The organism is Paenibacillus mesophilus, from assembly GCF_005938385.1.
In the GTDB taxonomy this organism is placed as follows: domain Bacteria; phylum Bacillota; class Bacilli; order Paenibacillales; family NBRC-103111; genus Paenibacillus_AB; species Paenibacillus_AB mesophilus.
This window is the reverse complement of the sequence record NZ_VCRA01000003.1, coordinates 270,941-284,682: the sequence shown is the minus strand read 5'-3', so window position 1 is coordinate 284,682 and position 13,742 is coordinate 270,941. Positions and strand designations below refer to the sequence as shown.

The window sequence follows — 13,742 nt, the reverse complement described above, 5'->3', positions numbered from 1 at the left end:
GAATTATCGGAGGAGACGACACGATGGAACGGGCGATTACGATTCAACACGGTTCGATCGAACTGAAAGCTACTTTGCATTACCCGGCTACGGCGGGTGAGCAAACTGGGAACCAGGGGGGACATTGTCCGCTCATCGTAATTTGCCACGGTTTCATCGGAAGCCGGATCGGCGTAGACCGGCTGTTCGTCAATGCCTCGCGGAAGTTTGCAGCCGCCGGGTATATGGTACTGCGCTTCGACTACGCCGGATGCGGCGAGAGCACCGGTGAATACGGGGAGAACGGTTTGGATTCGATGATCGAGCAGACCCGGGTTGTGCTGGACTATGCGCTCGATATCGATTATGTGGATGTCAATCGGGTGACACTGCTCGGTCATAGTCTCGGAGGTGCGGTAGCCATATTGACTGCGGCTCAAGACCGGCGGGTGAAGACGCTGCTGCTCTGGTCGGCCGTAGCCCATCCGTTCAACGATATTCTCCGCATCGTGGGACAAAATACGTACGACGACTCGGTACGCTATGGAACGGCGGATTATATGGGCTATACGTTTCGTCCGGCCTTTTTCGAGTCGCTGTCGGCTCACCAGCCGTTCGCGCAGCTGCGCAAGTTTTCCGGCGACGTCTTTCTCGCTCACGGCACTTCGGACCGGGTGATCCCGGCCGATTATTGCTCCCTTTATCAGAAGCTGTTCTGGATGCGCTCGTTCGGACAGTGCGACATGGAGCTTATTTTCCAGGCGGATCATACGTATTCTACGGGAGAGAGCAAGCGGGAGCTGTACGACAAGACGCTCAATTGGCTGAGCTATAACGAGAAGCGCAAGCGGGAGTGGCATAATTGGGAAATATAGCGAGCAGGGGGCCGGAGAAAATTCCGGCCTCTCTGTTTCATTTTTGACCTGCAGCGGGTAACATGTTAGGTAGAGAATGGCATTTATAGAGAGGAGTTGGCCGGGATGGAATTTTACAGCTTGTCCAAAGCTTATTTGGAACATAAGTACGAGGAGATCCGGAACCGTATGACCGCGGCTGTGATGCAGCTGTCCGAATCGCAGCTGAATTGGCGGCCGGGCGAAGGGGACAACAGCATTGCCAATCTGATTGTCCATATCGAAGGGAATGCCCTTCAGCGCATCTCGGCAGGCATATTCGGCGAGACCGACATCCGGGACCGCGAAGCGGAGTTCGACATGGTATATCGAACCAAAACGGAGCTGCTCGGCTCGATCGGCCGGACATTCGATTTGTTGAGCGAGGCGCTGAACAAGCTTGCGCCGGAGGAGTGGCTGCGGACGATGCAGGTCCGCGGTCGGGACACGACCGTTTTCGACGTGCTGAACCAATGCGCCAGCCACTTTTCCGAGCATCTCGGGCAAATTCTGTACTTGGCCAAACTCCAATTGAAGGACGACTATGTGACGACATCGGTACCTCGCGTCAAGCGGACGGATCCGGTGTAACCGTCAAGGATACCGGATATAGACTTCCTTGTAGCCGGGGTCGCTCCTCTTTCGGAGACGGATGTTGATCGAGTCTTGCCGGAACACCGCTTGACCGGCCTTCAATCCGACCGGGGCGGGGAGATACACGGTCTGCTTGTTGCCGAGAGGACCTTCGATTTTCAACGTCTGACCGTTAACGAACAGCTGCAGTTTGCGGGGATCGACATAGGCCGGAATAAGGATCCTGACTTTGACGTACCGTTCCGTCTCGGTCACTTCCGCCCGAAACAGCGCCGTTTCGCTCCCCGCCTCATCCTTTGAAGCCGCTTGCCTCTGGCCGGGCTGCTCCGCGTTAAAGACATTGCGCATGAAATTCCCGATCCGCGATATCGGGTCCCCCTTCAGCCCCGGTACGACGTTCGGAAGCAAAGCGTCCATGATCCGCTCGAACTCGACCCAGTCGAAGCTTTGCTTGTCGTTTCCGGACGGCGGCTGCCCCCAATTGTTATATTCCATCATGCATCATCTCTCCCGATTAGGTTATATCCTATGTGTATGTACAGCCGCCCTTCCGCGTTCATGGCGGGGCCAATCCGCCCATGCTGCAGCCGGCTATCGCATTGCTCTTGTTTTGGCAGGCAGGACGGTTTGGGAGTTTGCGGAGAATCGGCTGAAGCTGAACGCGGATGAATTGAAAACAATGTGACGTCATAAATATGCACTAGATTGAACCGGAATGCGATTGCTTTCGGTTTTTTGTATGTCTTTATACGGGATATCCGCACCGGGCGAGAAAACGATATTATTCAACGCTTGTCCGGGTTTGGGCGCGAATAATTGCGGCGGTGCGGAATAAACTTGAAAGGAAAATAGATAAATATATATTGCGTCATAAATAATTGTATGGTATGTATTATATAAGGAATTATGGTTAGTGATTTGGCAATGAAACAACTTAATTAAATGGAGGCGATCCGGCATGAAACCGATCGGTCAAAGCGTCAAGTTGGGTCTTATCGTTTGTCAGCATTGCGGCCGTTGGATTGATGAAGTAGAAACCGAGAAGGTGACAGTCCTATATGGCTGCTGCCGGGAGGAATCTTGCCGGAACGGGATACGACAGGGGGAAGCGAACGATGAATAACGGTAACGGTACAGGTAGCGATCAAAGCACTCATAGCTTCAACAATCACGGCAGCAGCTGGGTGAAATCGTTCGAGCAAGGCAACGCGGGAATGAAAGCGGATTTGGGCGGGAAAGGGGCCAATTTGGCGGAAATGACCAACGCCGGGCTGCCCGTCCCTCCCGGTTTCACAGTAACGACGCATGCATGCCGGGCTTACTACGCTTCCGGCGAGAAAATGCCGGACGGCCTGACGAACGAAGTCGAAGCCGCGCTTCGCGAGCTGGAACGGAAGCAGCAGAAGAAGTTCGGCGATGCCGGGCGGCCGCTGTTAGTATCGGTCCGCTCCGGTTCCGTCACCTCGATGCCGGGCATGATGGATACGATTCTCAACGTCGGCCTGAACGACGAGACGGTGAAAGGAATTGCCGCCGCCTCGGGCAACGGCCGTTTCGCATACGACTGCTACCGGAGACTCATTCAAATGTTCGGCAACGTCGTCTTCAACATCGAGCCGATCCGGTTCGAGAAGCTGCTCCACGAAATGAAGCACAAGGTCGGCGCGGAGCATGACAGAGACGTGCAGGCCGACAGCTGGATCGAGCTCATCGGGCAGTATAAAGAGCTGATCGTAAAAACATGCGGTAAACCGTTCCCGCAATCCGTCGACGAGCAGCTGTGGCTCGCGATCGATGCGGTGTTCCGCTCGTGGAACAACGCCCGGGCGAAAGTATACCGGAAGGTGAATCGCATTCCCGACGAGCAAGGAACGGCCGTCAACATACAAGCGATGGTATTCGGCAATAAAGGCGACGATTGCGGTACGGGAGTCGTATTTACGCGCAACCCGTCCACAGGCGAGAATGTGCTGTTCGGCGAATATTTGACGAACGCCCAAGGCGAAGACGTCGTGGCGGGCGTACGTACGCCGCTGCCGATCGCGGAGCTCGAGAAGGATATGCCGGACGTATACGCCAGCTTGAAGCAAACGGCGGAGCGGCTGGAACGGCATTACCGCGATATGCAGGACATCGAATTCACGGTGGAGCACGGGAAGCTGTACTTGCTTCAGACGCGCGGAGGCAAGCGCTCGGCGCAGGCGGCGATGAAGATTAGCGCCGACCTTGTAAGCGAAGGGTTGCTGACGAGGGAGGAAGCGATCGCACGGATCGAGATCGGGCATCTCGACCAGCTGCTGCATCCGGCGATTCCGGCGGATGCGAATCTAGACGTCGTGGCGACCGGCTTGCCTGCCTCGCCCGGTGCGGCTACCGGCGAAGCCGTATTCGACGCCGATATAGCCGAAGAGCGGGCTCGTGCGGGACGGCGGGTCATTCTGATCCGCGCGGAAACGACGCCGGAAGACATTCACGGCGTGCTGGCCGCCGAAGGCGTATTGACGAGTCGCGGCGGGATGACGAGTCATGCGGCCGTCGTTGCCCGCGGCATGGGCAAGCCGTGCGTTTGCGGCTGCGAGGAAGCGCGTATCGACATCGAGGCGCGGGAGCTTCGGGTGGGCGAGATCGTCATCCGCGAAGGGGATGCGGTATCGATTGACGGTTCGACCGGACGAGTCATCCGCGGAGAAGTACCGCTCAGGGCGGCGGAGATGTCCGAGGAGCTGCTGAAGCTGCTGAGCTGGGCCGACGACATCCGCACTTTGCGTGTAGCCGCGAATGCGGACAACCCTGTCGACGCCGCGAAAGCGCGCGAATTCGGCGCGGAAGGAATCGGCTTGTGCCGTACGGAGCATATGTTCCTGGCACCGGAACGGCTCCCGGCCGTACGCGAAATGATTATGGCCGAGACGAAGCCGGAACGAGAAAAGGCGCTAGCCAAGCTGCTGCCGATGCAGCAGGAAGACTTTGAAGGCATGTTCCGGGCCATGGACGGTTTGCCCGTGACGATTCGCTTGCTTGATCCGCCGCTGCACGAATTTTTGCCGAATGCCGACGAGCTTCGTCAGCGCGTGGCCGAGCTGACCGCCGAAATCGGAGCGGACGGTGATGCAACCGGCGAACGTCGCGTACAGCTCACGGAATTGGAAGTCATGCTGCGCAAAGTACGTTCGCTTCACGAAGCGAATCCGATGCTCGGCCAGAGAGGCTGCCGGCTCGGCGTGCTGTTCCCGGAAATATACGATATGCAGACGGAAGCGGTATTCCGTGCCGCGCTAATCTGCATCAAGGATGGCGTGAAGGTCATTCCGGAGATTATGGTGCCGCTCGTCGGGCATGTCAATGAGCTTCGCTTCCTGAGGGAGCGGGTCGAGCGGACGGCGGAGCGTATTTTGGGCGATCAGGCCGGCCTTTGCAAGTACAAAGTCGGCACGATGATCGAAGTGCCGCGCGCCGCGCTTACAGCAGGCCAAATCGCCGAATGCGCCGACTTCTTCTCGTTTGGGACGAACGATTTGACGCAGATGACGTTCGGCTGCAGCCGGGACGATGCGGAAGGGAAGTTTCTGAGCCATTACGTCGATCACAAGCTGCTGCCGGACAATCCGTTCCAGACGCTGGACCGCGACGGTGTCGGACAGCTGATCGAATGGGCGCTCAACAAAGGCAAGGCGGTCCGCCGCGATCTGAAGACGGGCGTGTGCGGCGAACACGGCGGCGATCCGCAATCGATCTTCTTCTGCCATGCCGCAGGGCTCGACTACGTGAGCTGCTCGCCATACCGCATTCCGCTTGCCCGCATCGCGGCGGCGCAAGCCCGTATCGTCCTCGGACCTGTCGGCGGAGCGGCTGCTTCGGAGCGCGAAGCCGTTGCGGCGGCTGTGGAAGTATAGGGTAAAGTCCGGTTCCAACGGTCCGCTTGCAGCTTTTCCGTTTCCGAGCTAACATAGAGGATAAGGATTGGGCGCGATCAACAAAATAGCTGTTCTGATTTTTTTGATCGCGCCTTATGGAATGAATGAGCCGAAAGCGTATAGCTTTCGGCTTCCGTTCGAGGAGGGGGGGCGCCATGCAGTTATCGCCACGCCAGTTGGAAATCGTTCGGCTCGTTCGTCAGAACGCGCCGATTACGGGCGAACAGATCGCGGAAATGCTCGGTCTCAGTCGCCCGACCATCCGTTCCGATCTAGCGCTGCTCGTCATGCTCGGCCACGTGGACGCCAAGCCGAAGGTCGGCTATTTTCCGGGACAGACGGCCGCGCCGGAGGAGAAAGGAACAACCGAAGCCGCCCAGCTGAAAGTAAAATCGGTACAGTCGCTGCCGGTTATCATACGCGAGTCGGCAACGGTGCACGATGCGGTCGTCACGCTGTTCATGGAGAACGTCGGAAGCCTGATTGTCGCCGACGAATCAAGCGCCCTGGTCGGCGTCATCTCGCGCAAAGATTTGTTGAAGGTGACGCTCGGCAATCCGGGCTCTTCGACGATGCCGGTCAGTCTCGTCATGACGCGTCATCCGAACGTGTTTGTCGCGACGCCCGACGAAACGGTGCTTGAAGCCGGACGCAAAATGATTCATCATCAGGTGGACAGCCTTCCGGTCGTCGTACCGCATCCGGACGATCCCGCCAAATGGGAAGTGGTCGGCCGTATTACGAAAACGACGATGACGAAGCTGTTGGTCGGATTGACCGGCGCCGTGGACTTGTAATCGATGGGAGGACGGAAATGAACGAGGAACGGCAGCAAATCATATACATTTGCTCGGACGCGGTCGGCGAGACGGCGGAAGCGGTCGTGCGGGCGACGATTCGCCAGTTCGATGCGCATCAAGTGAAAATTAAGCGGGTCAGTCATATCAAAAACGAGGATGAAGTCCGCGCGGTGGCGGAGGAAGCGGCCAAAAGCGGCGGATTCGTGGCGTTTACGCTCGTCCAGCCCGAGCTGCGCGAGATGATGAAGGAAGAATCGATCCGGCTCGGCGTGCGCGCCGTGGACATCATGGGTCCGATGATGCAGGCGTTTATCGATACGTTCAACGATTCGCCGAAGCGCAAGCCCGGCTTGCTGCACGAAATGGACGACGCCTATTTCCGCAGAGTCGAGGCGATCGAATTCGCCGTTAAATGCGACGACGGACGCGATTCGAACTTGCTGCTGCAGGCGAACATCGTGCTGATCGGGGTATCGCGGACATCGAAGACGCCGCTCAGCATTTTCTTGGCGCATAAAGGGTACAAAGTCGGCAATTTTCCGCTCGTGCCGGAGGTGAAGCCGCCGCAGCAGCTGATGCAGCTTCCCGGCAGCCGAGTCGTCGGCTTGTCGATGGATGCCGAGCAGCTGCTCAAAATCCGTACGGAGCGGCTTCGCGCCGTAGGGCTGCCTTACGGCGCCAAATATGCCACGCTGCAGCGCATATCCGAGGAGCTGGAATACGCGCACGATATTATGAAGCGGATAGGCTGTCCGGTTATCGACGTCACGGATAAAGCGATCGAAGAAACGGCTGGAATCATACTGGGTTATTTATAGCGAATATAATGGTTGTCTCGCCAACCCTTCTCCGTTATTCTATAGTAGGTTCTTACTTCAAGGAGAAGAAAGGGAGACGATCATGAGCAAGCTGAAGGTAGGCGTTATCGGAGCCGGCTCGATTTCCGAGCTGCATATGGGCTCGTACAAAAACAATCCGAACGTCGACATGTACGCCGTTTGCGATTTGAACGAGCAGCGTGCGAAAAAGTTGGCCGAGAAATACGGCTTTTCCAAAGTGTATACAAATATAGCCGACATGATGGCCGACACGGAGCTGGAGGCGGTCAGCGTCTGCACCTGGAACAATACGCACGCCGATCTGGCGATTGCCGCGCTTAATTCGGGCAAACACGTTCTGGTGGAGAAGCCGCTCAGTACTACCGTGGAGGAGGCTCTGCGCGTGGAAGAAGCGGTTCGCCGCACGGGCAAGATGGTGCAGGTCGGATTCGTCCGCCGGTACGGCTCGAACACGCAAATGCTGAAGCAATTTATCGACAACGGCGACTTCGGCGAAATCTATTATGCGAAAGCGTCCTGCTTGCGGCGTCTCGGCAATCCGGGCGGCTGGTTCGCGGACAAGTCCCGTTCCGGGGGCGGCCCTCTCATCGATTTGGGCGTGCATATGATCGACGTCTGCTGGTATTTGATGGGCCGGCCCAAAGTGAAATCGATCAGCGGCAACACGTATTACAAGCTTGGCAACCGGTCGAACGTCAAGCATTTGAATTTCTATAAGGCAGCCGATTACGACGCTTCCAAAAATACGGTCGAAGATTTGGCGAACGCGGTAATCCGTTTCGAGAACGGCGCCTCGCTCATGGTGGACGTCAGCTTTACGCTGCACGCCAAGCAGAACGAAATATCGGCCAAGCTGTACGGCGATAAAGGCGGCTGCGAAATCGAGCCCGAGCTCGCTATCATTACGGAGAAGTACGATACGATCCTGAACGTGACTCCGCAAGTAAACTCGCTCGGCTTGAACGTAAACGAAGCGTTCCAAAACCAGATCAACCATTTCGTCGACTGCTGCCTGACCGGCAAAACGCCGATCAGCCCTGTCGAGGACGGCGTCGAAATTATGAAAATGCTATGCGGTATATACGAATCCGCCGAGCAAGGCAAAGAAATTTACTTCTGACCCTGTTCTTAACCGAATGCGCTCCATCCCATCCGGGACCGGGGCTTTTTTTTCGCTCATATTCGCTCCCGGTCATTTGGCCGATCCCGCCTTGCGCCGTACCGAAACGGATCCGACGACGGCGCAAAGCACGGCGAACAAAATCGGGAGAAATTTGACGCCGACCGGACGGTCGAACAACAGAAAGCTGACGATTCCGACGATTTCCGCCAACACGATTCCGAATACGTAGCCGCCGATCAAGCCGAATAAAACGACGATTAGCGTCTTCATGGCAATCCCCTCCGCCTGCGATGAATCGTTTGCCGGTCAATCCGGCAAATTCCCAGATTTCGTTCCGACCCGAAACGGCGTCGTCACCCCTTCGTAATTGACCATCATCGTCATGCCGTTCGCCGCATGGCCCAAATTATGGCAGTGCTCCATCCACAGACCCGGATTGTCGGCCCGGAACGCGATTTCATATACGTCTCCCCGGAGCAGTAAAATGCTGTCCGCGTAAATCGGGCTTCCCGACAACGCTTTTCCGTTTTTCGTCAGCACCTTGAATATGTGCCCGTGCAAATGCATCGGATGGGGGCCGCCGAATTTATGTTCGAATCGCACTTTGACCCAATCGCCTTCTTTTACGACAAGCGGCGGAATTTCGTGAAATTGCCGGCCGTTGATATCGAGAAGGCCGAGCTCCAGATTATAAGAGCGATCGAATTTCATTTGCGGCGTAATGCCGTCTTCTTTCGGCGTGCCGTACGACGTGAAATCGAATTCCTTCGCGTCTTTGTCCAGTTTCTCCGGCGCCCGTCCTTGACCGAGCGCGATGTTCCATTCTTTACGTTCCTTGCTGTACACTTGGACCTGACCATTCTCGGGCATCGTGATCAGCAGATCGTAGCGCTGCCCCCCGCCGATCGGGATCCATTCGCCGTTTAACGCTCTCGGACCGTTCAAATCCTGGCCATCCATCGATATGACCCGGAAATCGGCTCCGGCTACGCCCATCCATTGCACTTCGTTGTAGGCGTTGATGAGACGCAAACGGACCGTTTCGCCCGGCTTCGCCTCCAGCGCTAATCCATCAGCCCGGCCGTTCGTCAAATATTGCTTGTCGTTCAGCTTTTGCAGCGTAACGGCATAATCGCGATCATACCGGAAAGTCGTCGACTTCGGCTCGACGATCAGCCGTCCGATGAGTCCCATGGTCGCCTGTTCCGAGCTTTGCTGATGGGAATGATACCAGTACGTGCCCGGATGCTTGGCGACGAATTCGTACGTAAACTGCTCGCCCGGCATTACCGCATCCTGCGTGACGCCGGCCACTCCGTCCTGCGAGCACGGAAGAACGACGCCGTGCCAATGGATCGTCACGCCTTTCCCGATGTCCTGGTTGGACAGCTTGACGACGACCCGGTCGCCTTCCCGGACGCGCAGCTCTGGGCCCGGCGTAGAGCCGTTAAACGTCCAAGCTTTCGTCGTTTTTCCGCCCGGTACGTTTGCGCTCGTCTTCGCCGCTGTCAGCTCGAACGTACGCGTGGGACCGTCGGACTTTGCCTCCACCAATTTCTCGCATGACCGTTCGCTTCCCGTCGATATTGTGCTGCCTGCGTGGCCTTCGTGTCCGCTCATACCCGTATGCCCCATATCGATTTCTTCCGGAAATTTGAGGTTCCGGTTGCCGCAGGCTGAAGCGGCCAAGCATACGACGATGCATAAGATCGGGATGCAGATTCGGTTGAGTAAAAACGTCGCTCCGATTTTCATCTGCTTGCACTCGTTTCCACGGATTTCGCGATATAGCCGCCGGCGCGTCTCGCCACCGATAATGAAAACCAGAACAGCGCGACCGCGATGACGGGATGAAGCGCACCCGTGCCGGGCAGATTGGCCGTCAAGTATTGCGAAAAAACGAGCAGAAACAGTCCGAAACTTTGCCATTTCGGCGCGGCCGGTAGCTTTCCGATGAAAGCGAATAGAAGCATGAGCAGCGGTAAATACTCGAACAGATGCACGAACAGGACGTGGCTGTGCCAGTGTGACGGTTCGCCGAATACGGCTAGCCCGGCGATGAAAACTTGAATGACGATGCAGGCGACGAGTCCCCAGGACAAGCCTAGGTATATATAGCGTGAGACAGGTACGCGCCCGCTTTTGATACGATTGGAATCCACGATCGATCAGCTCCTCTCCTTTTGAACTTTCATGACGATCATCCATGCGGCGCCTGCTCCGGCGAAAGGCAGTAAGGTCGAGAGAAACCCGATCCCTCTCACGCTGCCGAACATCGTAAAGCCGATCATGATGATAACTTCTGACACTACGAAACCTCCGATAAAGCCGCCGATCACGGCAAGCGTAGCGATCGCTGCTTTTTTCAACTCGGACATCCTCCTTTCGTCCGCGGCGATATCAAGATCGTCGCTGTATATCGGCATTGTAGCAAAACGATGTTGTGAACTTTTGACGAACCGTTGCGGTTTTGTTGAACTTTATTCCCAAATGTTGTGAACCTATTGCGATCGTTTGCGTTTCCCGTGAATTTTCCCAACAGCCGATGAAGACTATGTATAATGAATGGAAACAAGGTTGTTGGAAAGAGGGGAACGAACGTGAGTCATACGCTGCTGCTCGTGGACGACGAGAAAAAGGTGCTGGAATTTATGGAGCCTTTTTTGCGGCAGGAAGGGTTTCAGACGATTACGGCGAGCACGGGAAAAGAAGCGCTGCGAAAGGCGAAAGAAAACAAGCCATCCATCGTGGTGCTCGACTGGATGCTGCCGGAGATGAACGGGATCGACGTCTGCCGGGAGCTGCGCAAACTAAGCCGCGTCGGCATCATTATGGTTACCGCTCGCGCCGAGGAAAGCGACAAAATTATCGGGCTGGAAGTCGGGGCCGACGATTATTTGACCAAGCCGTTCTCGCTAAGGGAACTCGCGGCACGGATTCGTTCCGTATTGCGGCGCATGGACGGCAATGATACGACGGTGCAGACGATGGAGCGCGGGGAACTATCGATTTCCGAGGCGCAGTGCCGTGTGTGGAAAAGGGGGAATGAAATTCAACTGACGCCGACGGAATTCAAAATGCTGCTGACGCTGGCCGCCAAGCCGGGAATCGTGTACAGCAGGCTTCAACTCCTTCAGTCGGCTCTCGAGGACGACTTGCTGAACGACGAAAGGACAGTAGACGCCCATATTAGCCGGATTCGCAAAAAAGTGGAAGACGATCCGGCGAATCCCGCCTATATCCAAACCGTTTACGGGTTCGGTTATCGTTTCGGTGACCGCGCATGAGCGTCAGAAGGAAGCTGTTTGCGGCGATGGCTTCGATCATCGTCGCGATGAGCGTCTTATTCGTACTCGTGACGCTGTTCGTCGTGCGGGCAACGCTCGAGCATGTGCAAATTATCGACCGCAGCGAAGAAACCCGCGAATGGTCGGAGCTTTTCGCCGGCTATTACGAACAAAACGGCGGATCGTGGAACGGCGTAAGAAATTCCGTGACGATAAACGAGATGGCCCAGCGCAATCCGATCGTCAGTTTGCTGCTATTGTCGCCCGATCGCAAGACGCTGTTCGAGGCGGGAAACGCCCATGCCGAAGCCGTCTACCGTTTGGGTATACAGGCCGACGTGCACGCAGGCGGGGAAACGGTCGGCAAGCTTTATTATTACGATCCGGAAGCGGCCTCCGTATCTATTATGCGGATCGGCATCAGCAGTTCGGTTACGTTTTTGCTGCTTGCCGGCGCGATCGTCTTCGCCGGTGTCTCGCTGCTCGTCGCATTTTTGTTATCCAAACGGCTAACCGCGCCGCTGCGCCAATTGATTCCCGTACTCGATCGGCTTGGGAAAGGAGAACTCGGCGTCCAGGCGCCGGTGACGACGAAGGACGAATTCGGAAGGATCGCCGAGTCGTTCAACGCCATGTCCGGCCAACTGCAGCGCGCCGAGCAGGCGCGGCGAAATTTGGTTGCCGACGTCGCGCACGAGCTGCGGACGCCGCTGACGATCATTCGCGGCAAGCTGGATCTCGTTCAGCAGCGCGGCGAGCCGGTCGAGCCGGAAAGCTTGCTCCCGCTGCAGGACGACTTGATCCGCTTGACGCGGATGGTCGACGAGCTTCATCAATTGTCGCTGGCCGAAGCGCGAAAGCTGCCGCTCGAACGGAAGCCTACGAATATGCGCGAATTGCTGGAACGAATCGCGGAGCGAATCACCCCCGACGCGGAAGCGAAGCGGATCGAAGTAACGATCGACAGCTCCGGCGATAAACCGACGGCCGACGCGGATCCGAACCGGATGACCCAAGTGTTTCTGAACTTGCTCGTCAACGCGGTTCGCTATACGCCGGAAGACGGGAAAGTTGCAATCGTCATCGAGGAACAACCCGGCCGGAACGGGGAGGGCGGTCAAATGAAAATCGCGATCGCCGATAGCGGGATCGGCATCGAGAGCAAGCATTTGCCGTTCTTGTTCGACCGGTTTTACCGGACGGAAGAGGCTCGAACTCGCCATGGGGGCGGCATGGGGCTCGGGCTGGCGATCGCGAAAGAGTTCGTAACGGCCCACGGCGGCTCGATCGAGGCGGCAAGCGCTCCGGGGCGGGGGACGACATTCACCGTCACGCTGCCGCGCGCATGAGGCGGGGCCGATTCCTACTCCATGTAAACTGCAACAAAAAAGGGAGCCTTCCAATGCGGAAGGCTCCCCGTGTTTTAACCGGGCGCGCTTACAGGATGAAGCGATGCTGGATTACGTCGAAAAATCTTGTCGCAGTATGATCTAGGCGGATACGCTGTGCGCTCCGGAAGCGACGCTCCGTCCTCTCCCGAGCGGAATGCATGTCGGCGTCCCGAATATCGGGTCCGGCACGACCCGACATTCCATATCGAATACGTGGCGGATCAGCTGCTCGTTCACGATATCCTCCGGACAACCGCTCGCATAAACCGTTTTGTCTTTGACCGCGACGATATGGTGGGCGTACCGGCAAGCCAAATTGATATCGTGAAGCACCATGACGATCGTACGGTTCTCGAATTCGTTCAGCTCGAAGAGCAGGTCCAGCACTTCGATCTGGTGCGTCAAATCCAAATAAGTCGTCGGCTCGTCGAGCAAAATGGTCGGAGTCCCTTGGGCGAGCGTCATGGCGATCCAAGCCCGCTGCCGCTGGCCCCCGGACAACGAATCGACGGTGCGCTCCGCCAGCTCGCTCATCCCGGTCGCCTTCAAGGCGCGGTGCACCATCCGCTCGTCTTCCTCGGACCACTGCTTCAGCCAGCTTTGGTACGGATACCGGCCTTGCTTGACGAGCTGAAGGACGGTCAATCCTTCCGGGGCGGTCGGCCCTTGCGGCAATATCGCCATCCGCTTCGCCACATCCTTCGTGGACATTTTGGCGATAGGGGCTCCGTCCAGCAATACCGAGCCCTCGTCGGGCTTGAGCAGACGGGCCATCGAGCGGAGCAGCGTCGATTTGCCCGAACCGTTGCCACCGATCAGAACGGTAATTTTCCCTTTCGGTATCGACAAATCCAAATTTTCGATGATCGGTTGTTCGCCGTACGACAGCGTCAGACGGTTCGTTTCAAGAGCATTCATCTAT

The 13,742-nt window shown here is 56.8% G+C and carries 15 protein-coding genes; 9 read left to right on the top strand and 6 right to left on the bottom strand.

What is annotated here, in order from left to right:
- Nucleotides 1–23: 23 nt before the first annotated feature.
- Nucleotides 24–854 carry an alpha/beta hydrolase family protein gene (locus FE783_RS06610; RefSeq protein WP_138878551.1) on the top strand — a complete coding sequence of 277 codons (831 nt, stop codon included), beginning with the start codon at nt 24–26 and terminating at the stop codon, nt 852–854.
- 105 nt (nt 855–959) lie between these two features.
- Nucleotides 960–1,463 (top strand): DUF1572 family protein, encoded by a 504-nt coding sequence (locus tag FE783_RS06605; RefSeq protein ID WP_138878550.1) that lies wholly within the window; start codon nt 960–962, stop codon nt 1,461–1,463.
- A 3-nt stretch (nt 1,464–1,466) separates the two neighbouring features.
- On the opposite strand, the gene FE783_RS06600 is transcribed toward FE783_RS06605, so the two are convergent.
- Nucleotides 1,467–1,964, bottom strand: coding sequence for a hypothetical protein (locus FE783_RS06600; protein WP_138878549.1), 498 nt, complete (start codon nt 1,962–1,964; stop codon nt 1,467–1,469).
- A gap of 460 nt (nt 1,965–2,424) precedes the next feature.
- Here FE783_RS06600 and FE783_RS06595 point away from each other — a divergent pair, with 460 nt between their 5' ends.
- The 5 genes from FE783_RS06595 to FE783_RS06575 all read left to right on the top strand — a co-directional run bounded on the left by FE783_RS06595 (nt 2,425) and on the right by FE783_RS06575 (nt 8,139).
- Nucleotides 2,425–2,589: a GapA-binding peptide SR1P gene (locus tag FE783_RS06595; protein ID WP_238402893.1), complete on the top strand. Its 165-nt coding sequence runs from the start codon at nt 2,425–2,427 to the stop codon at nt 2,587–2,589.
- Nucleotides 2,582–5,359 carry a pyruvate, phosphate dikinase gene (gene ppdK, locus FE783_RS06590; RefSeq protein ID WP_138878548.1) on the top strand — a complete coding sequence of 926 codons (2,778 nt, stop codon included), beginning with the start codon at nt 2,582–2,584 and terminating at the stop codon, nt 5,357–5,359. Before FE783_RS06595 ends, ppdK begins: the two co-directional genes overlap by 8 nt.
- A gap of 176 nt (nt 5,360–5,535) precedes the next feature.
- Nucleotides 5,536–6,177: a helix-turn-helix transcriptional regulator gene (locus FE783_RS06585; protein WP_138878547.1), complete on the top strand. Its 642-nt coding sequence runs from the start codon at nt 5,536–5,538 to the stop codon at nt 6,175–6,177.
- 17 nt (nt 6,178–6,194) lie between these two features.
- Nucleotides 6,195–6,998, top strand: a complete 804-nt coding sequence (locus FE783_RS06580) for a pyruvate, water dikinase regulatory protein (protein WP_138878546.1) — start codon at nt 6,195–6,197, stop codon at nt 6,996–6,998.
- A gap of 82 nt (nt 6,999–7,080) precedes the next feature.
- A complete protein-coding gene (locus FE783_RS06575; RefSeq protein ID WP_138878545.1) occupies nt 7,081–8,139 on the top strand; it encodes a Gfo/Idh/MocA family protein in 1,059 nt (352 codons plus the stop codon).
- 72 nt (nt 8,140–8,211) lie between these two features.
- On the opposite strand, the gene FE783_RS06570 is transcribed toward FE783_RS06575, so the two are convergent.
- The 4 genes from FE783_RS06570 to FE783_RS06555 are packed head-to-tail and all read right to left on the bottom strand — an operon-like array spanning nt 8,212 to nt 10,511.
- Nucleotides 8,212–8,412: a DUF5957 family protein gene (locus FE783_RS06570; RefSeq protein WP_138878544.1), complete on the bottom strand. Its 201-nt coding sequence runs from the start codon at nt 8,410–8,412 to the stop codon at nt 8,212–8,214.
- A 36-nt stretch (nt 8,413–8,448) separates the two neighbouring features.
- Nucleotides 8,449–9,897, bottom strand: a complete 1,449-nt coding sequence (locus tag FE783_RS06565; RefSeq protein ID WP_138878543.1) for a multicopper oxidase family protein — start codon at nt 9,895–9,897, stop codon at nt 8,449–8,451.
- Nucleotides 9,894–10,304, bottom strand: a complete 411-nt coding sequence (locus FE783_RS06560) for a DUF6220 domain-containing protein (protein ID WP_238402892.1) — start codon at nt 10,302–10,304, stop codon at nt 9,894–9,896. The genes FE783_RS06565 and FE783_RS06560 overlap by 4 nt, the downstream gene beginning before the upstream one ends.
- A 6-nt stretch (nt 10,305–10,310) precedes the next feature.
- Entirely contained in the window at nt 10,311–10,511 is a 201-nt protein-coding gene (locus FE783_RS06555) for a DUF5957 family protein (RefSeq protein WP_138878542.1), read from the bottom strand.
- A 231-nt stretch (nt 10,512–10,742) separates the two neighbouring features.
- On the opposite strand from FE783_RS06555, the gene FE783_RS06550 reads away from it, so the two are divergent.
- Nucleotides 10,743–11,429 (top strand): response regulator, encoded by a 687-nt coding sequence (locus FE783_RS06550; protein ID WP_138878541.1) that lies wholly within the window; start codon nt 10,743–10,745, stop codon nt 11,427–11,429.
- A complete protein-coding gene (locus tag FE783_RS06545; protein WP_138878540.1) occupies nt 11,426–12,778 on the top strand; it encodes a sensor histidine kinase in 1,353 nt (450 codons plus the stop codon). Before FE783_RS06550 ends, FE783_RS06545 begins: the two co-directional genes overlap by 4 nt.
- A 141-nt stretch (nt 12,779–12,919) precedes the next feature.
- Here the strand turns inward: FE783_RS06545 and FE783_RS06540 are convergent, their stop codons facing one another.
- A complete protein-coding gene (locus tag FE783_RS06540; RefSeq protein ID WP_138878539.1) occupies nt 12,920–13,738 on the bottom strand; it encodes an ABC transporter ATP-binding protein in 819 nt (272 codons plus the stop codon).
- Nucleotides 13,739–13,742 lie beyond the last annotated feature (4 nt).